This window comes from Streptomyces abyssalis, from assembly GCF_001751365.1.
Taxonomy (GTDB): Bacteria; Actinomycetota; Actinomycetes; order Streptomycetales; family Streptomycetaceae; genus Streptomyces; species Streptomyces abyssalis.
In genome coordinates this window covers 1251954-1276263 of record NZ_LJGT01000038.1, presented here as the reverse complement: position 1 = coordinate 1276263, position 24310 = coordinate 1251954, and the positions used below count along the sequence as shown (strand labels likewise).

The 24310-nt window shown below is 65.8% G+C and carries 23 protein-coding genes; 14 read left to right on the top strand and 9 right to left on the bottom strand.

Annotated features, from left to right (window positions below; all coding sequences use genetic code 11):
* Positions 1–47: 47 nt before the first annotated feature.
* Complete coding sequence (locus AN215_RS12860) at positions 48–932, bottom strand: alpha/beta fold hydrolase (RefSeq protein ID WP_070009238.1); 885 nt, start codon at positions 930–932, stop codon at positions 48–50.
* Positions 933–1204: 272 nt separating this feature from the next.
* On the opposite strand from AN215_RS12860, the gene AN215_RS12855 reads away from it, so the two are divergent.
* From AN215_RS12855 to AN215_RS12845, 3 genes are all read left to right on the top strand, one after another.
* The gene (locus tag AN215_RS12855) at positions 1205–1780 is read left to right on the top strand and encodes a dihydrofolate reductase family protein (protein ID WP_070009237.1); all 576 of its coding nucleotides are present in this window, start codon (positions 1205–1207) and stop codon (positions 1778–1780) included.
* Positions 1781–1894: 114 nt separating this feature from the next.
* Positions 1895–2719: an alpha/beta fold hydrolase gene (locus AN215_RS12850; RefSeq protein ID WP_107374367.1), complete on the top strand. Its 825-nt coding sequence runs from the start codon at positions 1895–1897 to the stop codon at positions 2717–2719.
* Between the two features lie 131 nt (positions 2720–2850).
* Positions 2851–4077, top strand: a complete 1227-nt coding sequence (locus AN215_RS12845) for an epoxide hydrolase family protein (RefSeq protein WP_070009235.1) — start codon at positions 2851–2853, stop codon at positions 4075–4077.
* Between the two features lie 129 nt (positions 4078–4206).
* Here the strand turns inward: AN215_RS12845 and AN215_RS12840 are convergent, their stop codons facing one another.
* Positions 4207–5031 (bottom strand): MerR family transcriptional regulator, encoded by an 825-nt coding sequence (locus AN215_RS12840; protein WP_070009234.1) that lies wholly within the window; start codon positions 5029–5031, stop codon positions 4207–4209.
* A 421-nt stretch (positions 5032–5452) separates the two neighbouring features.
* On the opposite strand from AN215_RS12840, the gene AN215_RS12835 reads away from it, so the two are divergent.
* The 4 genes from AN215_RS12835 (at position 5453) to AN215_RS12820 (ending at position 8125) form a co-directional block, all read left to right on the top strand.
* The gene (locus tag AN215_RS12835; RefSeq protein ID WP_070009233.1) at positions 5453–6052 is read left to right on the top strand and encodes a sulfite oxidase-like oxidoreductase; all 600 of its coding nucleotides are present in this window, start codon (positions 5453–5455) and stop codon (positions 6050–6052) included.
* Positions 6022–6792 carry a ferredoxin reductase gene (locus AN215_RS12830; protein WP_070009232.1) on the top strand — a complete coding sequence of 257 codons (771 nt, stop codon included), beginning with the start codon at positions 6022–6024 and terminating at the stop codon, positions 6790–6792. Before AN215_RS12835 ends, AN215_RS12830 begins: the two co-directional genes overlap by 31 nt.
* A 1-nt stretch (position 6793) precedes the next feature.
* Positions 6794–7129 (top strand): DUF6510 family protein, encoded by a 336-nt coding sequence (locus AN215_RS12825; protein WP_338057921.1) that lies wholly within the window; start codon positions 6794–6796, stop codon positions 7127–7129.
* A 78-nt stretch (positions 7130–7207) separates the two neighbouring features.
* Positions 7208–8125, top strand: a complete 918-nt coding sequence (locus AN215_RS12820; RefSeq protein WP_070009231.1) for an NADP-dependent oxidoreductase — start codon at positions 7208–7210, stop codon at positions 8123–8125.
* A 135-nt stretch (positions 8126–8260) separates the two neighbouring features.
* On the opposite strand, the gene AN215_RS12815 is transcribed toward AN215_RS12820, so the two are convergent.
* Positions 8261–8848, bottom strand: a complete 588-nt coding sequence (locus AN215_RS12815) for a DM13 domain-containing protein (protein WP_070009230.1) — start codon at positions 8846–8848, stop codon at positions 8261–8263.
* A gap of 368 nt (positions 8849–9216) precedes the next feature.
* On the opposite strand from AN215_RS12815, the gene AN215_RS12810 reads away from it, so the two are divergent.
* Entirely contained in the window at positions 9217–10668 is a 1452-nt protein-coding gene (locus AN215_RS12810; RefSeq protein ID WP_070009229.1) for an amidase, read from the top strand.
* A 1503-nt stretch (positions 10669–12171) separates the two neighbouring features.
* Here the strand turns inward: AN215_RS12810 and AN215_RS12800 are convergent.
* Entirely contained in the window at positions 12172–13572 is a 1401-nt protein-coding gene (locus tag AN215_RS12800; RefSeq protein ID WP_070031157.1) for a hypothetical protein, read from the bottom strand.
* A gap of 528 nt (positions 13573–14100) precedes the next feature.
* Here AN215_RS12800 and AN215_RS12795 point away from each other — a divergent pair.
* Entirely contained in the window at positions 14101–14643 is a 543-nt protein-coding gene (locus AN215_RS12795) for an NUDIX hydrolase (protein ID WP_070009226.1), read from the top strand.
* Here the strand turns inward: AN215_RS12795 and AN215_RS28600 are convergent.
* Together AN215_RS28600 and AN215_RS12785 are read right to left on the bottom strand one after the other, a co-directional pair.
* Entirely contained in the window at positions 14640–15110 is a 471-nt protein-coding gene (locus AN215_RS28600) for an NsdA family TPR-like regulatory protein (protein ID WP_488803506.1), read from the bottom strand. The genes AN215_RS12795 and AN215_RS28600 overlap by 4 nt on opposite strands.
* Before the next feature lie 604 nt (positions 15111–15714).
* Complete coding sequence (locus AN215_RS12785; RefSeq protein WP_070009224.1) at positions 15715–16311, bottom strand: TetR/AcrR family transcriptional regulator; 597 nt, start codon at positions 16309–16311, stop codon at positions 15715–15717.
* 95 nt (positions 16312–16406) lie between these two features.
* On the opposite strand from AN215_RS12785, the gene AN215_RS12780 reads away from it, so the two are divergent.
* The 3 genes from AN215_RS12780 to AN215_RS12770 all read left to right on the top strand — a co-directional run bounded on the left by AN215_RS12780 (position 16407) and on the right by AN215_RS12770 (position 18842).
* The gene (locus AN215_RS12780) at positions 16407–17450 is read left to right on the top strand and encodes an NAD(P)-dependent alcohol dehydrogenase (protein ID WP_070009223.1); all 1044 of its coding nucleotides are present in this window, start codon (positions 16407–16409) and stop codon (positions 17448–17450) included.
* Positions 17451–17916: 466 nt separating this feature from the next.
* Positions 17917–18561 (top strand): hypothetical protein, encoded by a 645-nt coding sequence (locus AN215_RS12775; RefSeq protein ID WP_070009222.1) that lies wholly within the window; start codon positions 17917–17919, stop codon positions 18559–18561.
* Positions 18558–18842 carry a hypothetical protein gene (locus AN215_RS12770; RefSeq protein WP_070009221.1) on the top strand — a complete coding sequence of 95 codons (285 nt, stop codon included), beginning with the start codon at positions 18558–18560 and terminating at the stop codon, positions 18840–18842. Before AN215_RS12775 ends, AN215_RS12770 begins: the two co-directional genes overlap by 4 nt.
* 128 nt (positions 18843–18970) lie before the next feature.
* Here the strand turns inward: AN215_RS12770 and AN215_RS12765 are convergent, their stop codons facing one another.
* Positions 18971–19195 (bottom strand): DUF1266 domain-containing protein, encoded by a 225-nt coding sequence (locus AN215_RS12765; protein WP_245694421.1) that lies wholly within the window; start codon positions 19193–19195, stop codon positions 18971–18973.
* 777 nt (positions 19196–19972) lie between these two features.
* Between AN215_RS12765 and AN215_RS12760 the strand changes: the two genes are divergently transcribed.
* Both AN215_RS12760 and AN215_RS12755 read left to right on the top strand, forming a co-directional pair.
* Positions 19973–20176: a hypothetical protein gene (locus AN215_RS12760; protein WP_070009219.1), complete on the top strand. Its 204-nt coding sequence runs from the start codon at positions 19973–19975 to the stop codon at positions 20174–20176.
* 14 nt (positions 20177–20190) lie between these two features.
* Entirely contained in the window at positions 20191–20508 is a 318-nt protein-coding gene (locus AN215_RS12755; protein WP_070009218.1) for a hypothetical protein, read from the top strand.
* An 803-nt stretch (positions 20509–21311) separates the two neighbouring features.
* Here AN215_RS12755 and AN215_RS29560 read toward each other — a convergent pair.
* Both AN215_RS29560 and AN215_RS28595 read right to left on the bottom strand, forming a co-directional pair.
* Positions 21312–22235, bottom strand: coding sequence for a hypothetical protein (locus AN215_RS29560; protein WP_139140727.1), 924 nt, complete (start codon positions 22233–22235; stop codon positions 21312–21314).
* Between the two features lie 8 nt (positions 22236–22243).
* Positions 22244–23677, bottom strand: a complete 1434-nt coding sequence (locus AN215_RS28595; RefSeq protein ID WP_171904176.1) for an AAA family ATPase — start codon at positions 23675–23677, stop codon at positions 22244–22246.
* Positions 23678–24310: the final 633 nt, after the last annotated feature.

Sequence of the window (24310 nt, the reverse complement as noted above, 5' to 3'; positions counted from 1 at the left end):
CAGCCGGCTGACGGGGCTCTCGCTCCCGGGGAACTCTCGCGTGCGCCTCAGGCAGCCACGCGGGTGAGTGAGCCGCGGCCGAGGAAGTCACGGATGTGCTGAGTGATGGTCTCCAGATGGCTCTCCAGGGCGAAGTGCCCGGACTCGATCAGGTGGATCTCGGCGCCGGGCAGGTCCCGCTGGAAGGCGCGGGCACCCTCCGGGCCGAAGATCTCGTCGTTCCGGCCCCATACGGCCAGCAGCGGGACCTGGGAGTCGCGGAAGTACTGCTGGACGGCCGGGTAGAGATCCACGTTGGTGGGATAGTCGCGGAAGAGCTTGAGCTGGATCTCGTCGTTGCCGGGCCGGTCGAGCAGCGCCTGGTCGTGGACCCAGTTGTCGGGGCTGACGAGACTCGGGTCGGGTACGCCGTTCACGTACTGCCAGCGGGTGACCTCGGCGGTCAGCACGCCGCGCACCGGTCTCTCGGTCTCCGGACCCGGGTCCTCGACGTACGCGAACAGTCCGTCCCAGAAGGACCTGACGAAGCCTTCGGTGTACGCGTTGCCGTTCTGCGTGATGATCGCGTCGATGCGCTGAGGGTCCCCCAGCGCGAGCCGCCACCCGATGGGTGCGCCGTAGTCGTGCACGTACATCGCGAACCGGTCGACGCCGAGGTGGCCGAGGAGCCCGGAGGTCGTCCGGGTGAGGGCTTCGAAGGTGTACGGGTACTCCTCCAGGCCCGGCATCGCCGACTGACCGAAACCGATGTGGTCGGGAGCGATGACGCGGTAGCGGTCCGACAGTGCCGGGATGAGTTCCCGGAACATGTGCGAGCTGGTCGGGAAGCCGTGCAGCAGGACCAGGACCGGTGCCTGCGGATCGCCGGCCTCGCGGTAGAACACGTCCAGTCCGTCGACGGTGGCGGTGCGGTGGTGCACGGCGTGCGTCATCTTCCTGCCCCTTCGCTCCGTGGCTCTGGTCGCCCGCTCCGTGGCTCTGGTCGCCGGTGAGGCGCGGACCCGTGCGGGCGGCGACGTGGGTGCGTGTGGGCCCCGGACGCCTTCCTGACGGCTCTTCGGAGAGTATCCGCACCGTCGCTCACAGTGCACGCCGAGGAGGCGTACACCGTGAGGCGCAACCGGCGCGGCCGGTCCGACACCGATGAGTCTCGCGGCGGCCCGAGTCTGTACCAACACCGACCAACGCACCGGAGGGGAACGACATGACCGCCAGCTACACCTTCGACGTCTTTTCCAGCCTCGACGGCTACGGCGCCGCCGGCGCCGACTGGACCGGCTACTGGGGCAAGCAGGGCCCCGAGTTGCTCGACCACCGCCTTGCCCTGTACGGCGCGGAGCAGCGGATGGTCTTCGGGGCCAACACGTACCGTGCGTTCGCTCAGATGCTGGCCGAGAGCACCGACGAGTCCGAGGTGCGCGACCCGTGGGTCACCCGGATGAGGAACCTGCCGGCAACGGTGGTGTCGAGGACGCTCGAAGGGCCCCTCGACTGGCCTGACGGAACCGTCGTGAGCGGTGACGCCGTCGACGTCGTCGCCCGGCTCAAGGAGGAGTCCGAGGTGCCGTTGCGCTCGCACGGCAGCCTGTCGTTGAACCGGGCGCTGATGGCGGCCGGTCTGGTCGACCGCGTGCAGGTGACGCTCTTCCCCGTCATCACCGGTCGGAGCGGCCTGGACCCGGTCTTCCGGGGTGCGGCCGACTTCGACCTTGAACTGGTCGAGCACCGGACGCTCGACGGTCACATCCAGGAGCTCATCTACCGGCCCACCCTCCACTGACCCGTACGTACGACCGGGCTGCGGCCTGCGGACCGACGCCCGGCATGCGGATTCCCGTGCGGTAGCGTCCGGCAACGGTGCCTACGGCGCCCTTGGGCAGACAGGAGCATGACCGTGGGCTGGGAACTGGGCGAAGAATTCCGGACGCCCGACGGGGCTGTGCGGTGGTCGGCCTTCGGGAGCGGAGAACCGCTGGTTCTCGTCCACGGGACCCCGTATTCGTCCTTCCTCTGGCGGGACATCGCCCCGGCTCTCGCCGTCCACCGACGAGTCTTCGTCTTCGACCACCTCGGGTTCGGCCAGTCGGAGAAGCGGGAAGGCCAGGACCTCAGCCTGGCGGCTCATGCGCGTAACTTCACCCGCCTTCTCGAACACTGGGGGCTGTCCCGCCCCAGCGTGGTCGCCCACGACATCGGCGGCGCGGTGGCGCTGCGAACGCTGCTGCTGGAAGAAGTGAGCTACGCCGACCTGACGCTCTTCGACGCGGTGAGCGGCGGTGAATGGGAGAGAGGGCTCTTCCAGCTGATCCTGAAGCACCCGGACGTGTTCCACGAGCTCCCCGGCTACGCGCACCAGGCGCTGGTGGCCGCCCACCTGCGAAACGCCACCCACGCCGGCTTCCGGCCCGGCGTCCTCGAGGCGTTCATGGCGCCTTGGCTGGGCGCGGAAGGACAGGCCGCGTTCTACCGCCAGTACAGCCAGATCAGGCAGGCGGACACGGTCGGCTACGAACCGCTCCTGGGCGGGATCTCGATTCCCGTCCGCTTGATCTGGGGCCGCCAGGACCGCATCCTCCCGCCCCGGTATGCCGAGTGGCTGCACGGGAGAATCCCCCACGCCGAACTCCACTGGATCGACGGCGCGGGCCACCTCCTCCAGGAAGACGCGCCGGCCCGGCTGATGACCCACCTCACCGCCGCCTTTCCTCCGGCGGGGTAGGCAGCGGTGGTTCCGCCCGACGGGCGACATCCGCAACGGCCCACGGAACCGCGCGACTTGGGCAGCGGCGCGCTCCATCATGGCCCACAGGTCCTGCTCGTTCAGCCTGCTTCCGAAGGCGGTGCTCCTCCATGTCCCGTTCCGTGCGTTTCCCGCTGGAGTCCACTCCGGTCCACGTCTCCGACGAGGTCCTGGAGGACCTCCGCACCCGTCTGCGGCTGACCCGCTGGCCGGACGACATCGCCAACGACGACTGGTCCTACGGCGTGGGACGCGCCTTTCTGCAGGAGCTGGCCGAGTACTGGCGCGACGAGTACGACTGGCGCAAGGCCGAGGCCGCGATCAACGCCTACGAGCACTACCGCACCGAAGTCGACGGCGTCCCGGTGCACTTCATGCGCAAGCCCGGCGTGGGCCCGGAACCGGTGCCGCTGATCCTCACCCATGGCTGGCCCTGGACGTTCTGGCACTGGTCCAAGGTCATCGACCCGCTCGCCGACCCGGCCGCGTCCGGCGGAGATCCGTCCGACGCCTTCGACGTGATCGTGCCCTCGCTGCCCGGTTTCGGCTTCTCCACTCCACTGACCGACCACCCGGACATGAACTTCTGGAAGGCCGCCGACCTCTGGCACACCCTCATGACCGGCACACTCGGACATGAGAAGTACGCCGCCGCCGGGTGCGACATCGGCGGCCTGATCACCAGCCAGCTCGGCCACAAGTACCCCGACGAGCTGCACGCGATCCACATCGGTTCCGGCCTCAACCTCGACTTCTTCACCGGCGACCGTGCCTGGGACCTCAGCCGCGGCAGACCCATCCCCGAGGGCCTGCCCGACGACGTCCACCAGCAGATCGTCGCCATGGAGCGCCGCAACGCCGTCCACCTGTGCGCCCACACGCTCGACCCCAGCACCCTCGCCTACGGCCTGACCGACTCCCCCGTGGGCGTGCTGGCCTGGCTGCTGGAACGCTGGTGGAGCTGGAGCGACTGCGGGGGCGACGTCGAGACCGTCTTCTCCAGGGACGACCTGCTCACCCACGCGATGATCTACTGGGTGAACAACGCGATCGGCACCTCGATCCGCTACTACGCCAACGCCAACCGCTACCCCTGGGCCCCCGTCCACGACCGCCGCCCCGTCGTCGAGGCTCCCGTCGGAATCACCTTCGTCGGTCACGAGAACCCGCCCGGCGTCACCACCGAGCAGCGCGTCGGCTTCTGGTCCAGGATGCGCGAGGGCTGGTTCAACCCCGTCAACCTCACCGCCCACGACCACGGCGGCCACTTCATCCCGTGGGAAGTCCCCGAAGCCTGGGTCGACGACCTCCGCCGCACCTTCCGCGACCGCCGCTGACCGGCACGACCCGGAGTCCGGCCGTGCGGCGCCGCACCCCCGGTTGGCACCCCGCCCGGCCAGTACGTTGCCGAGCCGCGTTCGCGTCTGCGGATGGTGCGGTCCTTGAGCCGCGAACCTCGCGCAGGTTCACCCGAGCTCGCGGATCGCCGCGGCGGTCTCCACGCCGTCGTCGTGCAGCAGCTGGCGGACGCCGCCGAAGTCGATGAAGGCGGCGTCGAGGGGATGCGTGGCGAGGCGCGACATCGCAGTGGCGTACTTGGCCATCGAGCTCTTGCCCGGGATGAATATCGACAGCTCGTCCCGGGCCTCGAAAGTCTGCACCTCAACGTCGCCGGGCAAGGCCGCGATCGCTTCCTCGTCCGCTGTGACGGGGATCTTCACCAGCCAGTGCGGTCCCTCGGCGGTGAGGCACTGCCTCTTCTGCTCAGGGGTATCGCCGGCCCAGGTTCTCCAAGGGATCCCCGACACGACGGCTCCGCACGCCTCCACGGCCTCGACCACCTCCTCAACGGCGGCGGTGAGGGCGGCATCGGCCTTCTCCCAGTCGTACTGGGTGCGACCGGCCGACGGGCCGGGCACCAGCTTCGACACCACGGTCATCTCGGGTACGTGGCGCACGCGCGCCTCGGGCCACGAGCCGAACAGCTCGCGCGCGTCGCTGATGGCCTCGTCCTGGGCCTCTCTCTGGCGCTGCACCTCCCTGTCGTGCTGCTCCAACAGGGCGGCTGCCGTGTCCGGCTCGTCGAGAGCACGCCGGACGAATTTGACGCTCATCCCCGTGCCGCGCAGAACGGTGATCAACATGGCCTGTTCGACCTGCGCGAACGTATACGAGCGGTAGCCGGTCTGCTCGTTGACATCGGCCGGGACCAGCAAGCCCTCGGAGTGGTAGAAGCGCAGCGTCTGCGGCGACAGGCAGCACATCTCGCTGAAATCGCTGATGGAAAGCATGACACCAGGTTCGTCCTTGCAGTAACCACAAGGTCAAGCGCCGGGCGGCAACGGAGACTCTCGGGCCGGCCAGGCCACTTGCGGTACATCAGGCGAACCACAGATCCGACAGGGAACGCCGCAATCTCGCATTCACCGGCGCCGATGGCTGAGGGGCTCATCGCGTGATCGCGCGGAACGGGGTGAGACAGAGCGCCCGCGGAGGGCGCGTCTCCCGACCGGAGACGCGCCCTCTGACCTGCTGCTTCTCCGACCTCGGCGGAGGCGGTGGGATTCGGCCCCACGGTGATTGCGCCGAACGGCTCCTCCGGTCGCGTTCTTGATCGCCGGGTCGTACGTTCCTGGGAGGTCGACGGTTCGTTCGGTGCCGAGGGCGCGCTGCGTCCCGTTCCCTTCGGGGACAGAGGAGAAGGAGTCGCGGATGGGTGTGGTCTCCCCCGGTTTCCATGGCCGTCCGCGGGAGTCCTCCCGGCGGCTGCCGCCGGGGCAGTACGAGACACATGACTTCCCCGTGCTCTCGGCCGGGCCGACGCCTCGGATCGACCGCGAGGACTGGGAGTTCACGGTGACGACCGAGACGGGGGACCGGCACTCCTGGAACTGGGCCGAGCTGACGTCTTTGCCGAGTGAGAGCCCAACCCTTGACCTGCACTGCGTGACGAAGTGGTCGAAGTTCGACACCTCCTGGCAGGGCGTCTCCCTCGACGTGCTCCTGACCGGCGTGGAGACCGCCGCGGACTTCGTCATGGTCAGCTCCTACGGCGGCTACACCACGAACCTGCCGCTGGAGGACCTGCTGGACGGCCAGGCCTGGATCGCCTACGGCTACGAAGGCGACGACATCCCGCCGGAACACGGTGGACCCGCCCGGCTCCTCGTCCCCCACCTCTACTTCTGGAAGTCGGCGAAATGGGTGCACGGCATGCGCCTGCTGACCGGGGACGAGCCCGGCTTCTGGGAGAGCCTCGGCTACCACGACTACGGAGACCCATGGCGCGAACAGCGGTACCAGGGCGACTAGGGCAAGAGGGCGCAGGCACAGGCCTGCGCTGGCGGGTCGCCACGCTCGTGGAACGCCGGGCGGAGAACGCGACGGCCAGCACTCTCGTACTCGACGTGGCCGGCTGGCCCGGTCACCTCGCCGGACAGCACGTCGACGTCCGGCTGACCGCCGAGGACGGCTACAGCGCCCAGCGCAGCTACTCACTCGCCTCCGCACCGGGCGGGCAGTACGTCGAGATCACCGTGCAGCGGGTCGCCGACGGCGAGGTCTCCCCCTACCTGGTCGATCAACTCGCAGTCGGGGACCCGGTGGAGCTGCGCGGCCCGGTCGGCGGCTGGTTCGTGTGGCAACCCGGCGGAACTCGGCCCGTGCTGCTGATCGGCGGCGGCTCCGGCGTCGTCCCCCTCATGGCGATGATCCGCGCCCGGCGGGAGACCGCCGACTCCACACCCTTCCGGCTGCTGCACTCCGTACGCAGCCCGGCCGAGGGCTACTACGCCGCCGAGCTGACGAGCGGCGACCCCGGCCTGGCCACGGACTTCCTCTACACGCGGACCTCACCCGACGGCTGGCCGCGCCGGCCCGGACGGATCCGCCAGGAGGACATCACCGCCTTCGCGTGGCCCCCGCAGACCGAGCCGATGTGCTACGTCTGCGGCCCCACCGGATTCGTCGAGACGACGGCGAACCTCCTCGTCGACCTGGGCCACGACCCCGACCGCATCCGCACCGAACGATTCGGCCCCAGTGGAGGCTGACATGGCTGACATGAACCACCACCCCGACGGCCACCCCGCCAGCCACGGCCACGGCCACGGCCACGAGGACAGCGACGAGTACGAAGACGGCAACGCAATGGCAGGCCCGCTCTCCGAGATCTTCGCCGTCGACCTCACCAGCGCCCACGGCCGCTGCGCCAACTGCGGAATCACCGAACCCGTGGCCCGGCTCCGCGTCTACACCCGAGCCCCCGGCCTCGTCGGCCGCTGCCCCCACTGCGCCCACGTCACGCTCCGCATGACGCGCTCACCGGACAACGCATGGCTCGACATGAGCGGCACCACCACCCTGCGCATCCCCCTGACAACCACCTGACCCACCGCCGAACAGAACCGCCTCGCGCAGGGCGCGCACAGAGTGTGGCGGCGAGAACTGGATGCAGGAAGGTGCCTGATGAGAGCGATTGTGGTGACGGACCAGGCTGCGGGAACGGCCGGGATGACGCTGACGGAGCGGCCCGAGCCTGAACCGGCGACGAACGACGTCGTCGTCGAGGTTCATGCGTCGGGATTCGTCCCGACGGAGCTGACGTGGCCCTCGACCTGGACCGACCGTGCCGGACGTGACCGGACACCGTCGATCCCCGGGCACGAGCTGGCCGGAGTGGTCACCGCCCTCGGCTACGGCGCGACGGGGCTGTCAGTGGGACAGCGGGTGTTCGGCCTCACGGACTGGCATCGCGACGGCACCCTGGCGGAGTACGTGGCCGTCGAGGCACGCAACCTCGCCCCGCTCCCGGGCGACGTCGACTTCACGGTGGGCGCGAGCCTGCCGGTTTCAGGGCTGACCGCGTGGCAGGGACTGTTCGAGCACGGCCGCCTTCAGGCGGGGCAGAGCGTGCTCGTGCACGGCGCGGCCGGCTCAGTCGGGTCGATGGTGACGCAGCTCGCAGCTGAGTTCGGCGCGTACGTCATCGGCACGGGACGTGCCGGTGACCGCCAGAAGACGCTCGACTTCGGCGCGCAGGAGTTCGCCGACCTCGAGAACGACGCGCTGGAAGACGTCGGCGCCGTCGACCTGGTCCTCGACGTCATCGGCGGCGACATCCAGAAACGGTCCGCAGGCCTGGTCCGAGCCGGAGGAACGCTGGTGTCCATCGTCGGGCCGCCCGAGGCGCGGCCCGCGGACGGCCTGGCGGTGGACTTCGTCGTCGAGGCCGACTGTGCCCAACTGACTGAAATCGTCCGCCGGGTGCGTGACGGACGGCTGCGGACCAACATCGGCAACGTCTCGCCCCTCGACGATGCCGTCGCCGCCTTCAACCCGACCGAGCGGATCAAGGGAAAGACGATCGTCAGCGTCCATCCGTGAGGACTTGGGGACAACGACCGGCCCTGTACCAGCGTCAACCGTGTGGGCATTGGCGGTGAGGGCAGACATCTGTGCCCACACGGGCGGAGCGGGACCGCAGCGAAGAAGAACCGACCTGGCGCCGTACCGGTGCGATCAGGCGCGGGACAGTTCGGCTGCTCCGAAGGAGACGTCGAAGCGGTCGCACCAGATCGTCACGCTGCTGTATTCGTCCAGGTCCGCCCCGGCGGGCAGCGTGTAGTTCTGGCTGCCCTTGTTGCCCTTGAGTTCGCCCAGGCTGAGGTGGGCGCCGTCGTCGAAGACGTGCCAGCCGGCCGTGCCCGGCTTCACCTTCGCGTCGGTGATCCAGACCTTGAGGTCGGGACCGTTGCTGGTGTTCAGGTCCTGCAGCCGCAGGACCCGGGACCCGTCCTGAAGCTCGACGACCTTCGCACTCCCGGTGGTCTCGTGCTCATGGGTGATGAACTCGCCCGAGGCCAGCGTCGTCGGCCCGGCCGGCTTCCCGCCTTTGCCCGGTGCGGCGGACTCACCGGGCTTCTCCGGCTCCGCCGGTCCGTCCGGCTTCCCGGACACGGCAGCGCCGGGAAGCGCCTCGTCGACCTTCTCGTCGGTCCACAGCTTCCACGGCTGGAACAGATACAGCCCCACGGCGAGGGCCACGAGGCCGACCACCAACACCCCTGCGTACAGCGGCTTCCGTACCCATCTCGACGCTCTGCGCACCGTTGCCTCCCCGCATGCTCTCCCTTGTAGCCGGGATTCCACACCACGCAAGTGCCTCCTGTCCCGGTCGAAAGGGACGCGGGGTCCTTACGATCCGCGAACCTCCAGCTGTTCGCTGCTCACCAAGCCGCGCTCGCCAAGGCCGCGCGATGACTGCCGCCGTACGCGCCTGCCGCTCGGCGCACCCCGGCGCTTGTACCTGTCGCCGATCAGGCATGTGCAGGGACTTCCAGGCTCTACCCCAAGTCCCGGAAGAGCGACGGCGCGAGCTGTTCTACAGCGACCCCGCCAGGCGGGTGTTCGCGGACTTTCCCGTTGCGGGAAGCGGAATTTTATGGCCTTTGTGACGGCCCGTTAGCGTCGAATTCATGGATTGGAATTTTCAGTCGGCCGGAGAGTCGGCGGCCGCGTTGCGCGCTGGTGAGGCGTCCTCGGTGGAATTGACTGAGGCGGCGATCGCTGGGATTGAGCGGGATGATGGAGTGATCAACGCGATCTGTGTGTCTGACTTCGATCGTGCCCGGGCGGCTGCGCGTCACGCCGACCAGGAACTCGGCCGGGGCGAGAATCGGCCGCTTCTGGGTATTCCGGTGACAGTCAAGGAGTCTTACAACGTGGCCGGGATGCCCACGACCTGGGGCATGCCGCAGTACCGGGACTTTGTACCGGCCGAGGACGCGGTACAGGTGTCGCGGCTCAAAGCCGCCGGCGCGGTGATGCTCGGTAAGACCAATGTGCCGTTGGGACTACAAGACATCCAGAGCTTCAACGACATCTACGGCACCACCAACAACCCGTGGGATCACGTTCGCACCTCGGGCGGATCCTCCGGTGGATCGGCGGCGGCCCTGGCGTCCGGGTTCGGCGCGCTGTCCATCGGCTCCGACCTCGCCGGTTCGCTGCGCACCCCCGCGCATTTCTGCGGTGTCTACGCGCACAAGCCGACACTCGGGCTGGCCGCGAACCGCGGTATGGTCCCGCCGTCCGAGCCGGCATTGCCGGTCGACCTGGACCTCGCCGTCGTCGGTCCGATGGCGCGCTCCGCCCGCGACCTCACGCTCCTGCTCGACGTCATGGCCGGACCGGACCCACTGACACTCGGCGTGGCGTACCACGTGACGTTGCCGCCCCCGCGCCACGAGCGGCTCCGCGACTTCCGGGTCTTGGTCCTCGACGAGCATCCGCTCATTCCCACCGGGTCCGCTGTGCGCGCGGGCGTGAACCGGGTGGCCGACGCGCTGGTCGACGGCGGCGCCCGCGTCGAACGGCACAGTCCGCTGCTGCCCGATCTGACCGAAGCCGCGACCCTATACATGCAGTTGCTGTTTTCGAGCTCCGTTGCGCGTTTTCCCGTCGAGGCGTACGAGCAGCTGCGGACCCGCGCCGCCGGACTGAGCACACACGACCGGAGTCTCGACGCGGCGCGACTGCGCGGCATGGTGTGCAGCCACCGCGACTGGATCGAGGTGAACAACCGTCGCGAGCTCCACCGCCATGGCTGGCGGCAGCTATTCGGCGAATTCGATGCCGTGGTGTGTCCGATCACGCCGACTCCCGCGTTCCCGCACGACCACAACCCGGATCTGTTGGAACGTCGGCTCAACATCGACGGCGTCGAGCACCCGTACTTCGACCAGCTCGTCTGGGCCGGCCTGGCCACCATGTCCGGTCTGCCCGCCACCGCAATACCCGCAGGTAGGTTCTCCGAGGGTCTGCCGGTGGGAGTGCAGCTCATAGGTCCGATGTTCGAGGACCGCACCACACTGCAGCTCGCCGACCTGCTCGAACAGCAGATCGGCGGCTTCCAGGCGCCGACGTAACGCGTCGTACCGCGTACCCGTCGAGGACGAGTAGGGCGGCCGTCGCGGCCAGTATCTCCGGCGCAGCGGATTCGAATGCGGCGGGAACACAAACGGTCCGCAGCACATATCACGTTCGAACTCGACGAAGCCGCGACCAACTGCTCCGGCAGCTCCCTGCAGTCCACGCCTGCGCGGAGACACACAGACTCATGAGAAGGGGTGCCCGAATCTCCGGGCGCCCCTTCTGACGTGTGCGTTTGCCACCCGGCGGAGGCGGTGGGATTCGAACCCACGGTGAGGGACCACCTCACGACGGTTCTCAAGGCGCCTTCAGGCTTGAAGAACCAGCCCATCCCGATCTGCAACCACGGCGCTTCGCATCGTCGCCGGCCAGATCTGGGCCCGCACATGGCCCAACGGAGCCTCTGCTGGGTCGGCTTGTGAAGCGGTGCTACTTCCAGGGCATGGTGAGCCAGGGGCTCTCCGGGTCCGAGCGTCGACACCCGCCATGCGCGTTTCGCGCTCGTCCTTGTGCCCGCGTGCTGCCTGGTTCGTCGCCTGGCCGGGCCACTTGCGGTACATCAGTCCCACCTCGCGCGTGAAGTAGCCACGGCTCACCGCGTTCAAGGCGAGCGGCAACCCGACCAAGACGGCGAGGAGTGGGCGCAGGTCGAAGCCAAAGTGTGCGCGAAGTCCGGAGACGTGCAGGTTTCTCAGTTCCCGTGGTCGCTGGCGTTCGCGGATGGGACACGGGTCGAGGTGACGGGTCAGACGGGCGGGGACTTCCCGCGCCCTGAATATCCGATGGACGCGGCCGTGAAGCCGGGCGACTGCGTGAAAGGGAAGATCATGTTTCCCGTCCCGGAAGGGAAGCATCCGGACCGAGTGATCTACGCCCCAGACGACGGCGACCTGAGCGCCGAGTGGAGTGTGCCCAAGGGGTGAGGAGCTCCTGCTCGGCAAGAGCACTCTGTACGTCCACCGTCGCACATCAGAAGCAGAGGCTGTCCGTGGATGGAAGAGCTAAGTCCCTCTGACCTGGCGCTCGTTCGTTGACCTCTGTCCGTGGCCTGTCCGTGGAGACTGATCCACAGTGGGAAACAGTGAGACGGAGTGAGACACAAAGGGGCGCCCGTTCCTCCGGGCGCCCCTTCTGACGTGCGCGTTTGCCACCTGGCGGAGGCGGTGGGATTCGAACCCACGGTGAGGGATCACCTCACGACGGTTTTCAAGAAGGTGTTCAGCCGTCAGCCCTCCACCCTCTGACCTGCAATCCGCATTCTTGCAGTCGAGACTGAGGCTGGGCTGGTCCACACAGGGTCCACTCGGCAGAACACCGCAAGTCGTCGTCCAAGTCGACGAGACGCTGTCATGAGGCGACCCCCTCGACACTGCCACGTGGAGTTGTTGCCGTCACCCTCCGCACTGGCAAGGACTGAGCCGGGGCGTGATCCGCGCTCTTTCGTGGATCACGCCCCGGGACCGATAGTCGTCGCTTGGGACTGGCGAACGGCTGTCTGCTCAGCCGAGCAGGCCGCTGAGGAGTCCCTTCTGGTTGTCCTGATTGGTCGAGGCCTCGGTGCTGCTGGAGCCGGCGCCGTGCTTCCCCGCCGAGTTCTGGCTGTGCTTGTACGAGGAACCGCCCTCGTCACCACCCTCGGTCGAGGCCTCGGTGCTGCTGGAGCCGGCGCCGTGCTTCCCCGCCGAGTTCTGGCTGTGCTTGTACGAGGAACCGCCCTCGTCACCACCCTCGGTCGAGGCCTCGGTGCTGTTGGAGCCGGCGCCGTGCTTCCCCGCCGAGTTCTGGCTGTGCTTGTACGAGGAACCGCCCTCGTCACCACCCTCGGTCGAGGCCTCGGTGCTGCTGGAGCCGGCGCCGTGCTTCCCCGCCGAGTTCTGGCTGTGCTTGTACGAGGAACCGCCCTCGTCACCACCCTCGGTCGAGGCCTCGGTGCTGCTGGAGCCGGCGCCGTGCTTCCCCGCCGAGTTCTGGCTGTGCTTGTACGAGGAACCGCCCTCGTCACCACCCTCGGTCGAGGCCTCGGTGCTGCTGGAGCCGGCGCCGTGCTTCCCCGCCGAGTTCTGGCTGTGCTTGTACGAGGAACCGCCCTCGTCACCACCCTCGGTCGAGGCCTCGGTGCTGCTGGAGCCGGCGCCGTGCTTCCCCGCCGAGTTCTGGCTGTGCTTGTACGAGGAACCGCCCTCGTCACCACCCTCGGTCGAGGCCTCGGTGCTGCTGGAGCCGGCGCCGTGCTTCCCCGCCGAGTTCTGGCTGTGCTTGTACGAGGAACCGCCCTCGTCACCACCCTCGGTCGAGGCCTCGGTGCTGCTGGAGCCGGCGCCGTGCTTCCCCGCCGAGTTCTGGCTGTGCTTGTACGAGGAACCGCCCTCGTCACCACCCTCGGTCGAGGCCTCGGTGCTGCTGGAGCCGGCGCCGTGCTTCCCCGCCGAGTTCTGGCTGTGCTTGTACGAGGAACCGCCCTCGTCACCACCCTCGGTCGAGGCCTCGGTGCTGCTGGAGCCGGCGCCGTGCTTCCCCGCCGAGTTCTGGCTGTGCTTGTACGAGGAACCGCCCTCGTCACCACCCTCGGTCGAGGCCTCGGTGCTGCTGGAGCCGGCGCCGTGCTTCCCCGCCGAGTTCTGGCTGTGCTTGTACGAGGAACCGCCCTCGTCACCACCCTCGGTCGAAGCCTCGGTGCTGTTGGAGCCCGCACCGTACTTCCCCGCCCAGTTGTGGCCCATCTCGAAGGAAGAGACGCCGTCCGTGCTGCCCTGGGATGAGACGCCGGTGTACCAGGAGCCGGCACCGTGCGGGCCGGCAGCGGAACCGCTCTGCTGATAGGTGGAATCACCGCTGGTCTGCGCCGAGGCAACGCCGGTTGCTCCAACGATCAGCGGAAGCGCCAGAGCGCCGGCTGCCATTCCACGAGTGATCTTGCGCATAGCTGTTCAGCCCTTCTGTTGGCTGGTCGAGTTCCTCGCGACGGCGCTCGGCGCCGAGGCGGGGGAAGGTGCAATTTCCCTCGCGCTGAGGCCCGTAGCTGACGTGATCTCTCGTCACATCAACCGCAACAGCCTCTCGCACCTATGATTCGGGGGCCTTCGGTCGGCGGATTGGGCCTGACTTGAGCTCGGTTGCTCGACTGCTCCATAGACGGGCGCCGGTTGGTCCGGGGTTCGGTCCGCCGTGGGGCAGTGGGAACTGGGGAAGGGCAAGGCTGAACGACGGGGGCGAGCGCGCTCCGTACGCGTCAACTGGGCTTCCGTGTATGTAGCGTGCCTCATCTACCGGTATGCGACGGGGATCACGCTCGTCGGCGGACAGAGTTGCTGTCCGCGCTGCCTGAGGCAACGGCGGTGCCTCGGCCTCGGTGAAGTCGTGAACCAGGGAGACGACTTCTCGTCCGAGGGACATCCTGGAAGCGCACAGGCGCGAAAGGGAGTTGGCTCATGCAGTGGACCGTTCATGGCGAGCGTCAGATCTACAGCAACCCGTGGGTCAATCTCTGGCTGGTGGACGTTCAGCAGCCCGACGGGCGGCGGTGGGAGCACCACGTGGTGCGGCTGCGCCACCTTGCCGTAGCGGCGGTGGTGGACGAGCAGAAACGGGTGCTGATGATGTGGCGCCACCGGTTCATCACGGACACCTGGAGCTGGGAGCTTTCCATGGGTCTGATCGAGGCCCACGAGACCCCCGAGCAGGCCGCCGCTCGGGAAGTGGAAGAGGAAACCGGCTGGCGCGTAGACGGTCTCAAGCCCCTGATCTACGCGCAGCCCGCCAACGGGATCACGGATTCCGAGCACCATGTCGTCCGCGCGGACGCTGCCGAATACGCAGGGCCTCCTACCGAGTTGAACGAGTCCGACCGGATCGAGTGGGTGCCGATCTCGGAGATCCGCGGCATGATCGACCACCGGGAGGTGGTCAGCAGCGGCAGTCTCGTGGGGCTGCTGTACCTGCTCCTCGACGAAGCCACGCGGAGCATCAACTAGCCGAGAATTTCCCGCGTCCGGTGCTGAAAGGCGATCACCGGGGCTGCACGGGCGTGTGGTGCGAGGCGTTGGTGGAACTCGTGGACATGGCCGGTGACGCGCGGCGACTCGAGCGAGGCGTTCAGGTCCAGGGCAAGGCCGGCACTGTGGCAGGCGGCGTCGAGTCTCCCTTGGTGGAGTTGGGCTGTCGCCAGCCAGAAGGCGTGGAAGGCGCGGCGTCGTTGTTGAGCGGCTGTCTCGCGTCGGAGACCTTCAGCAATGAGCGGTTCGGCGCGTTGCGCTTCACCCAGTTTGGCGAGGGCGATGCCGGTGTCCACGATGAGTTTCGTCTCGTCAAAGTAGCGGACCCACGCAGGGGCTTCGGTCTCATGCCCCCGTGCCTGTTCGTAGGCGTCCCGTGAGCGGCGGCCATCAACTGGCCCGTCTCTGGGAGCTCTTGGATCGGCTGGTAAGTGAAAGGCAGGCATCGGGCGCCTTCCAACCCATCGGCAAGTGACTTCAGCACTGCTCAACAAGGCCAGCCCAACGGTGTTGCCGCTTATCTGGTCCACGCCTGGTCCACACAGCATGATCCAAAGTGGGATTCAAGCGGTACACCGTGAGACAGGCTCAACGTCGAAGGGCCGCCCGTCCAGGACGAGCGGCCCTCTGACCTGCCACTTCTCTCACCTCGGCGGAGGCGGTGGGATTCGAACCCACGGTGAGGGGTCACCTCACGACGGTTTTCAAGACCGCGTGGACTCTCGAGTCGTCAGGGCCCTGACCTGCGTCAAGGGCGTTGGACGTGCGTCCGTCCCGCTTGGCTGGCCACAGGTTGGCCACAGCGGTTGTCGCACGCCGACATCGCAAGTTCAAGACGAACGCTCCTGCCTGGTACTAGGAGCGGCACGAACGGGGAGCGGCCACAACCGCCCCTGATGAGGATCTCTGGAATCGGCCAGGGCTACTTGTCGCCTCACTCGCTTCGCCCCTCAACCGAGTGGGGAGCGAAGACGAGCGCCTCGCAGGTGAAGGCCGGGCCCGCCACGCTCGCGTGGTGTGCGGGCTGCACTGACACCCGTCGTGGTGTGCTCAGGCTCCCCGGTCCGGGGCGACGGCGCGGCTTACACAGTCCCGGAGCAGGGTGCGCCGCTGGTCGTGCAGGCTCGCGGGCTCCTGGGCGGAGGCGGCGTAGACGTTGCTCACCGGAGACCAGGCCATGGACATGGCGATGACCATGGCCATTACGTCGAAGGGGTCTCCCTGCCTGATGCGTCCAGCGGCCTGGGCCTCTGCGATGGCGCGGAGTTTGTGGTCGTCGTAGCGATCGTGGTCCGCCACGAGATACCCGGTCGGGCGCCGCTCCAGGCGCGCCCAGGTCGCGAGCCGGATCAGATCGGGTCGGCTGAGGTACTCGTCGTAGAGCCGCACCGCCCAGTCGGCGAGGTCTTCGGCGTCGATGGGGACGACATTGGTGATCCGCTCCAGTGAGGCGAAGAACATCGCGTCGAAGAGCTGCTCCTTGTTGCCGAAGTAGCCATAAAGCTGCGCCTTGTTGGTGCGCGCGGCGGCGATGATCCGCTCGATGCGTGCACCGGCGATGCCGTACTGGGCGAACTCCTCGGTGGCGGCGTCGACGATGCGCTGGTACGTCGCGGCTCCGCGGCTGCTGGATGGCTGGTCGGGCATACTCCGCAGCCTAACAGACAGACTAGTCTGTTTGCTTGTTAGCTCGCATGCACCTACTCTCAAATAGACCGAACAGTCTGTCTTAGGAGTCAGAGATGCGTCCCACGACCGGATGGCAGGCGGACAGCGCGACGCGGACTCTGCTCCGCGAGGCGCTGGAGCGCCGGGACCTGCGCCCGGACGACATCGCGGTACGTATCGAGTACTGCGGTGTCTGCCACACAGACCTCCACGCGCTGCAGGCGCACGAGAGTGACGCCAACGGCGTGCTCGTACCCGGGCATGAGTTCACAGGCGTGGTAACCGAGGTCGGCAGCGCGGTTCTCGATTTCTCCCCTGGCGACCCGGTGGCCGTCGGCAACCTCGTCGACTCCTGCGGCATGTGCCGCATGTGCCAGGCCGGCCAGGAGAACTTTTGCCGCGAGTTCCCGACATTGACCTACGGCGGAGCCGACCGGCGGGACGGGTCGACCACGCTGGGCGGGTACTCCCGCGAGTACATCGTGACCAATCGGTTCGCCTACCATCTCCCTGCGGGCCTCGACGCAGCCGCCGCAGCCCCCCTGCTCTGCGCCGGCGTCACCGTCTGGGAACCGCTGCAGGCGCTCGGAGTGGGGCCAGACAGTACCGTCGCCGTGGCCGGGCTGGGCGGTCTGGGACACCTCGCGGTCAAGATGGCGACCGGGCTCGGCGCCACGACCTCCGTCATCAGCCGGACCCTGGACAAGGCTGACGAAGCGCGCGACCTGGGGGCGCAGGGGTTCGTCGTGTCCACCGACCCGAAGCAGATGGAAGCGGTCCGCGACCAGTTCGACGTGGTCATCGACACCATCTCCGCTCCCCACGACCTGGCTCCGTACCTGCGTATGGTCGCCATGGACGGCACCCTCAGCCACCTCGGCCACCTCGGACCGGTCACTGTGGAAACCTTGGACCTGCTCATCGGCCGCAAGAAGCTCAGCTCCGCCGGCAGCGGCGGCCGCCCGTCCACCGCTGCCATGCTGCACTTCTGCGCTGAACACGGCATCACGGCCGATATCGAGCTGCTGCCGTCGTCCGAGGTGAACAGGGCTCTGGAACGCCTGGCTCGCAACGACGTCCGCTACCGCTTCGTACTCGATATGTCCGACCTGGACTGACCGACGGCGCGGCTTGTCCAACAGCAAGCCCAGCGATAACCGCGAGAGCCGCCCGGACGCACACACTGAGGCGAGCCTCGAAGATCGGGGGCTCACTTCGGGCTATTGCGGGCAGGTCAGGAGACTGCCCGAGTCGCGGGAAGCTTACGAGCCCCTGATCTCTCGCCCCATGGCAGCTCCGTAAGTTGTTCGGCGGTCCGGGAGAATCGGGTGTGGCTTTAAGGCAGCTTGCCGACCGTGGCTTGGCTGGAGTGGCCACCCGCTCTCCGGGACACCCTGCTGCTGATTGAGATGTGCGAACTGGTCGCTGCTTACGGAGCTGACAGCGGGTGTTCCTCGGACCGACACCACGTCGCCGATCCGAGGAGACCTGCATGGCACGCCAGTTGACCCAGATCTGGGTCGGCATCGACACCGGCAAGACACATCACTGGATGACCGCGGTCGACGAGGTCGGGGCAGCGGTGTGGAACCGGACGATGACTGGCTGGCGAAGAGCCTCAAGGAGATCTTCGGCACGGTCGGCAACTTCGAGTCGGAGAACCGCAAGTTCGACATCGTCGACCCAACTGCCAAGGACCGGCAGGTCCACAACCAGCTCAACAACGTCGCCGCATATTTCGCCACGGCGAAGGACTGGCCCACGGCCGCTGGGCTGGTCAAGCACTACCTCGACGCAAGCGGCAAGCCCGTCGAGGTCGAACCACAGCAGATGATGGACCAGATACCGGCCTTCCAGAAGGACGTCGACAGCACGCTGGAGGACGATGTCCGCAAGCGCGGAGACGGGCCGTTCACCACTGAATGGTCGTCCACGGCCCCCAACCCGGCGCACGGTGACAGCAGCATGGAGTGGTACTACGCGCTCAACCACTTCCAGTACCGTCTCGTCGGGGAGAAGGAGGGCGGCGAGATCAACTACCACGTCGAGGTCCAGAAGCGATACGACTGGGGCATCCCGAGCGAGCACCGCGCGACCGTCTCCGGCGGAGGTCCGGGGCCCTTCGGCATGGACCTGGAGCAGGCGGACATCGCGCATCTCCACAGCTCCGGAATGGCCCGGGACTTCGATGTATCCGGCTCGTCCGACCAGATGACGGCTCGGTCATGAAGGGCCGGCACACGGCCTCCGGACGGCCAGAACAGCCGGAGCCTGCGGCCGGGCACGGTGCGCAAGACGGGGATGGCACAGAGCAGCGCCTTGCCGAGGACGAGGCGCCACGCGGCGGCCTGCCGAAGAAGCTCGCCCTCTATGTGGTGCTGGCCCTCTGCATCGCCTTCATCGTCTGGGTGGCCTGGGGCTTCCTCCAGTTCGACCACGCCATCGAGAACCCCCGCGAAGGGGGCTTCTCCGGCTGGCAGTGCGACGCGGGCCGCGACTGCGGTTCCTGACCGCTTCCCGCGCAGGGGCTGGCTCGCTGACCGCGATCCCCGACGGCGCTTCGCATCGTCGCCGGCCATGGCCTGAGCCCGCACATGGCCCCGATGGAGCCTCTGCCGGGCCGGGCCGTGAAGCGGTCCTACTTCCAGGGGATGGTGAGCCAGGGGCTCTCACCGTGCATCTTCAGGAGACGGTGCGCGTCGCGCATCTCTGTGTACCAGTCGCCGAAGTGCTCCTCGTCGCAGTGGAGGCAGCGGCCCAGGATGTATCCGGCGGCGAAGTCACCGCAGGAGTTGTACGTGACCTGGCTGAGGCGGGAGGTGCGGAGGACGCTGCCCAGCCGGGGGACAGTTCGCTTCCGCACTGCTGCCATCGGACCTCAACAGGAGGAGCGCAACAGGGACAGATTCGAACGTGTGTCCGAGTTGCCCAGGGATCTACCGCGCCTTTGGACGCTCCGCAGGTACTCTTGCTGCAACTCTCCGCCGTCGACCGAGCCATCAAGCAGACCAAACACGGTGTAGCACCGCAGGTCCCCTCCACTCCGCGTTGGGTCATCATGTGGCGCTTCACCCCACGCGACAGACCCCGCCTCGGCATCCTCCACAGCGCCGATTACTGGATGGCCAAGGGCGAGCGACTCACGATCAGAGAAGTCCAAGCTGCACGACGACAGCAGGACCGACGGATCGAACCCTGCCACGTGTGCCACCCACGGGCAGGGGCGTCAGATACCTAAGGCCCGGCCGTGCCACTCCCATGCCGCGGTCACCACCGGGCAGCACCCACGACAAACGGCCCCCGACCAACTTCCCTGGTCGGGGGCCGAGTTGCCTGCTCACAACGCGGAGGCGGTGGGATTCGAACCCACGGTGAGGGATCACCTCACGACGGTTTTCAAGAGCGTCGGGCTTCTAGGGCCGGAGTGTGACCTCACCTGCGATGGAGCACTCCCAAAGGCCCACAACGCATGGCCTTGGCCCACACATGGCCCACCGAGGTCTGCACAGCGCGCATCAGCAGGAAACTTTCGTCGACCCCATGACTTGGCACAGCAGGCCAAGGACGCGGCGAGCTGCACCCGGCGGATTCATCACGGAGTCAGGATGCGGACGCGCCAGCACGTCCGCACGCTGGTCCCATGTCTGCGCCGATCGTCGTGCATCCGCCGTCACCGTCCGGCGGGCGCCGCGTCACCGCAAACGGACGCATCCTCGGCCTCGCTCACGGCCTCTCCGACCTCGCCGAGTTTCTGCGACGGCTGGGCCTGAACGCCGAAGACGTGCGGTTCGACGACCCGGAACTCATCGAGTGGCGCCGGGGTGGGCCGGAGGTGTGGCAGTAGCTACCCTCGAACATGTGCCCGAATTGCCGCTGCCTGACGATCTTCCACGCCTCTACACGATCAGGACCCTGTTGCTGACTCTGCTCACGACAGTGACCACCGCCATCGAAGAGGCCGAAGACCCGCGCCCGCGGGTCGCGAAGGTACCGCGCCGCTGGTGCATCACCTGGCGCCGCGCGCCCGTCGGGCACACCCGCGTCGGCGTCCTCCACGTCGCGGACTGCATGCTCGCCACCGGCCAGCCGGTCGACGCCCGCACCGTCCAAGCCGAGCGACGCCGCGAAGGCCGGCGGATCGAACGGTGCGAGACCTGTGCCCCCCAACTCCCCTAGTCACGCGCCCTCAACAGGACTCCTGAGACAGGACGTTCATCAGCCTCCGCGGTGAGTAACAACCTTCCTCATTGTCTTCAAGGGCTCGCTCCGCTCTCCGCGCGGCCCAGCTTGCCGCTGGGCCGACGCTCCTGCCTTCGTCCCGCTCCGGCCCCGCCGCCGTGCCGCACGCGGGCGCGACCCAGAAGAGAACAGGGCGCCTGCGGGGCGGTCGGCTCCACGGCTTCAGGCAGCCACCTTGGGGCAAGCCTCGAAGATCAGGGGCTCACTTCGGGCTATTACGGGTATGTCAGGACACTGCCCGAGTCGCGGGAAGCTTACGAGCCCTCTGATCTCTCGCCCCAAGGCAGCTCCAGCCCAAAGCCCCTACGCCTCGTGTCGTCGGCGGCGCGCCGTATACTGAAGGTTTGCTTTCCAAGGCAGAAGCAACCACTACATGTTGCGCCCTTGAAGATCAGAAATCCAAGATATTGCGTTACGTTTTTGTGTCAGCTCACCAGATGTGCTGTACTACCTTCAAGAAACGACAAGCTGTTCGTCGTGAAACTGAGTGGTACATGGGCTTCGGCCGGCCTAAGCGACAAGGACAACGCTTGGCTTAAGCAGACCCTCTAAGTCTGCCGCGTCGGGCCTTCCTGCGGCCACCAAGGGACGGCCCGACGCTGACAATATTGAAGCTGGAAGATGCTTCAGCTGGTTCGAAGTCCATGCGCAGGAGCGGCGCGAGTGACGCGGCCAGCACAGGCACAGGAGCCCTTTCCATCTTGGAGCGCGGGAGTCCTAGATTCCTGCGGCTACACCAATCATTCGTCTCCCCCATGAACAAATGTCGCCAGATTCTCGAATAGGTCAGTACCTTCCAAGTCAGCGACTTCTGCACTGGTCAGCATTGCTATCTCAAACAAGGGTGCATTCAGTAAGGGCCGACGCTCTTCGCGGAATACTTGCGGACAGACGCTCTGCAGATAGCGAATCAAAATAGCACTGAAATCATGCCCATTGATGAAGTGCCGTACATCGACGCCTTCGGGAATAGTGATTTCGCCGTATTTTTCCAGAAGCCCCGTAATATCTCCCTTACAAGATTTCCTGATGGCTTCCTCAGGGTTCAGGCTCGAACTTCCGTCGCCATGGAACTTCATTTGATCAATGACCTTGCCGGCAAGCTTCGGCGTCGGTTCCTCCACCCCCCTAATAACAGCGCGGACCTTGAAGAGATTGACCAGTGTTGACAATATGGATTCAATGACATCTGCTGCAACGATCGTCGCAGGAGCTCTGAGCGTTACGGTCAACAATTTCTTGATCGACTTCTCATTGAAAAAGTAGAGCTCCATGGACGTAAAATCTGTAAAGTATAGACAACGGCAATTGGGGCACGAGTCCAGTCCTAGAATTGAGAAATCGCGATCGGCGACAAATGCACCGTTTATCTGATTGGGCCTCTTCATCGTGACGATCTCGGCTGCGGCGACAACTCGTCCGCGATTGCCTGGCAGATGCCCTAATTCCCTGACGCGGTCGCTTTCGATCAGGACCCTATCCTGGACAGCGAAGATCGCTAGATCAACTTCCGGTGCCGTTAGCGAAAAGAACCATCGGAGTAACGCCGCGTCGCTCCGGCCCTCCACAATTAATTCCTTGATCTCAGGTTCCAAGTCAAAAAGGACGGCAAGCTCCTCGGGCGTCCGCCGATTCTCGTCAACATCGTGGCGCATGTGACCCACTCACTCTCTCATTTGGATGACAAGCGCGCCAACGCGTCCTCGTTATTGGTGATGACCTCAACTGAATGCGTGGCAACCAGGAACTGCATTCCGCTCCCCTCTGTACAAGCCAGAAGAGCTGGCATCAACTTTCGCTGCCATTTTACATTGAGACTCAACTCAGGCTCATCGATCAAGAAGAGGCGAGTATTCTGTCTCGCCAATGTAGTATTCGTAAGAAGAAGCAGGATTTGCCGCTCACCCGATGAAAGCTGAAAGGGCGAAAGGGCTTGGTTGTCAGAACCCAGGGACAAGACCCGAATTCCATGAACCATGTCAAAGAATAGCCTCTTTGTCTTCAGGAAGCCATTTGCCTGATCGACAAAAGTGCGAATTAGCTTTTCCGTCTCATCGAGGGCATCGAGCCGGGCTTCCTGAGCCTCCAGATAAGGAAAGATAACCTCTTCTGCTACTGCAGCCCTATCTGCAGGAATATCCTTTAGAATAGACTCAAAGGGCTGCGATCGAAGAGTTGGCATCAGGTCGAACTCACTATACCGTTGAGTTCTGCCTGCTACTCGATTCAGACGCTGCAACAATTCGGTGATTGGCGCTTCGTCCTCATGCGCAGAGTCACGGTGGGCAACTCGACGCAGAATGTCAAGGTAGATCTTATTTGTGTCACGAGAACCAGTCTGGCTACCTTTAAACATCAGCTGCTGCATGTAGAGATGGAAGCGCTTCATTGCCAGGCCTAGCTCTTTGCCCAGTGCAGACTTGGTGTCATTTGGGCCGTCATCATCCTGTTGCTCGTAACGGCGTTTTCGAGCATTTCCAGGAAGATGGCCAATATCGTCACCATAAATCTGGCGATCGTCAGCCAGGAAGTAGGGATTCGCGTGGAGATTACTCAGATAATCTACGTAAGCGTCCGGGCCTTCCTCCGAAAAAAGAAACATCTGATCCGAGCTACTACCCGGCTTGCCGTGCATATAGCGCGCTCTAAGCTCTCGCTTTAATTGATACTCGACACTCTTGAATCTTTTTTCCTCGTAGCCCTGATGTTCCGCGATTACCGTCCCGTCTGGAAGCTGCGCATAGGATTGGCGAACATCTACGTCTACCCCTTCCACCGTTACATCAAAGTCCCCAGTGAGCCCTTCCTTCTTTTGTATGGTGATCACGTCACCGTTCTTCAGGCGAATCGAAAGGGTATTGAAGGGGCTGTTGGCAAGGTACGCCCTGTGATGCCTTTCTCGTGACTCACTCAGAGCATTCCAGAGAATATTCAGAATTGTAGTCTTGCCAGTTCCGTTATCTCCGTAGAGCAATGTGAGTCGACGACTTGGCGAATTATCACTCCTAGATGCGGACATATCGATGGAATGATCGAATTGACCGAAGAGTTTGGTGATGAGAACGGATTCGATCAACAGAGTGTCGTTGAGAGTGGTCGGGTTCATTGTCCATCCGTAGTTTGATAGAGGAGCAAGCATAGCTGGCAAACGGGTAGGGGAGGTGAATGTCCCACGATTGCTCCTCAATCGAGACGTCCCACCGGGGCAGGGGCCCAAGCGTCTCGGACTCGCCCTACATCCATCAAGACCGTTGGCGACCGCAACTCGCTCTGAGAGTTGACCGACTGGCTCGTCTAGCAGGCATCGGCGCAGGAGACCGGGCACCATGAACCCCATGAGACTTGGACGTTCGGGCAGATGGAATGAACCCCGCTACTGCCACTTACATCAGTCGGCTGCCAGTCACGTCCGCCAAGAAGGAGGTGCCCTGAAGCGGAACGAGCGTGGCCGCTGCGGCGTCGAAGGATGCCACGTCCGTGTAGATCGACGTGGCCGAGTGCGCGAGGTAAGCGGTGCCAATGCCGACGAGGTTCTGCGAGCCCATGGTGAGGTGTCAGGCTGGGGAGAGGGACGCCGTAGAGGCCCCTGGCTAAGCGGTTCGTTCTACCTGTTCGCCCTCGCCGTCGTGATGGGCGTTGCAGTCGGTGCCAGCCGCCTGGCGCCCCCGTGGACGGTGCCTCTCGTTGTCGTCATTGCGCTGTTCGGAGTCGGGACCGTCGGTGCACTTCAGTTGCGTCA

Coding starts and splice junctions, on each gene's coding strand:
- AN215_RS12795 (WP_070009226.1), top strand. CDS start 14,101: ATGCAGTGGACCGTTCATGGCGAGCGTCAGATCTACAGCAACCCGTGG.
- AN215_RS12825 (WP_338057921.1), top strand. CDS start 6,794: ATGGCTGACATGAACCACCACCCCGACGGCCACCCCGCCAGCCACGGC.
- AN215_RS12860 (WP_070009238.1), bottom strand. CDS start 932: ATGACGCACGCCGTGCACCACCGCACCGCCACCGTCGACGGACTGGAC.
- AN215_RS12760 (WP_070009219.1), top strand. CDS start 19,973: ATGTCTGCGCCGATCGTCGTGCATCCGCCGTCACCGTCCGGCGGGCGC.
- AN215_RS12820 (WP_070009231.1), top strand. CDS start 7,208: ATGAGAGCGATTGTGGTGACGGACCAGGCTGCGGGAACGGCCGGGATG.
- AN215_RS12855 (WP_070009237.1), top strand. CDS start 1,205: ATGACCGCCAGCTACACCTTCGACGTCTTTTCCAGCCTCGACGGCTAC.
- AN215_RS12810 (WP_070009229.1), top strand. CDS start 9,217: ATGGATTGGAATTTTCAGTCGGCCGGAGAGTCGGCGGCCGCGTTGCGC.
- AN215_RS28600 (WP_488803506.1), bottom strand. CDS start 15,110: ATGCCTGCCTTTCACTTACCAGCCGATCCAAGAGCTCCCAGAGACGGG.
- AN215_RS28595 (WP_171904176.1), bottom strand. CDS start 23,677: ATGAACCCGACCACTCTCAACGACACTCTGTTGATCGAATCCGTTCTC.
- AN215_RS12770 (WP_070009221.1), top strand. CDS start 18,558: ATGAAGGGCCGGCACACGGCCTCCGGACGGCCAGAACAGCCGGAGCCT.
- AN215_RS12780 (WP_070009223.1), top strand. CDS start 16,407: ATGCGTCCCACGACCGGATGGCAGGCGGACAGCGCGACGCGGACTCTG.
- AN215_RS12830 (WP_070009232.1), top strand. CDS start 6,022: ATGGCGCGAACAGCGGTACCAGGGCGACTAGGGCAAGAGGGCGCAGGC.
- AN215_RS12835 (WP_070009233.1), top strand. CDS start 5,453: ATGGGTGTGGTCTCCCCCGGTTTCCATGGCCGTCCGCGGGAGTCCTCC.
- AN215_RS12800 (WP_070031157.1), bottom strand. CDS start 13,572: ATGGCAGCCGGCGCTCTGGCGCTTCCGCTGATCGTTGGAGCAACCGGC.
- AN215_RS12845 (WP_070009235.1), top strand. CDS start 2,851: ATGTCCCGTTCCGTGCGTTTCCCGCTGGAGTCCACTCCGGTCCACGTC.
- AN215_RS12840 (WP_070009234.1), bottom strand. CDS start 5,031: ATGCTTTCCATCAGCGATTTCAGCGAGATGTGCTGCCTGTCGCCGCAG.
- AN215_RS12785 (WP_070009224.1), bottom strand. CDS start 16,311: ATGCCCGACCAGCCATCCAGCAGCCGCGGAGCCGCGACGTACCAGCGC.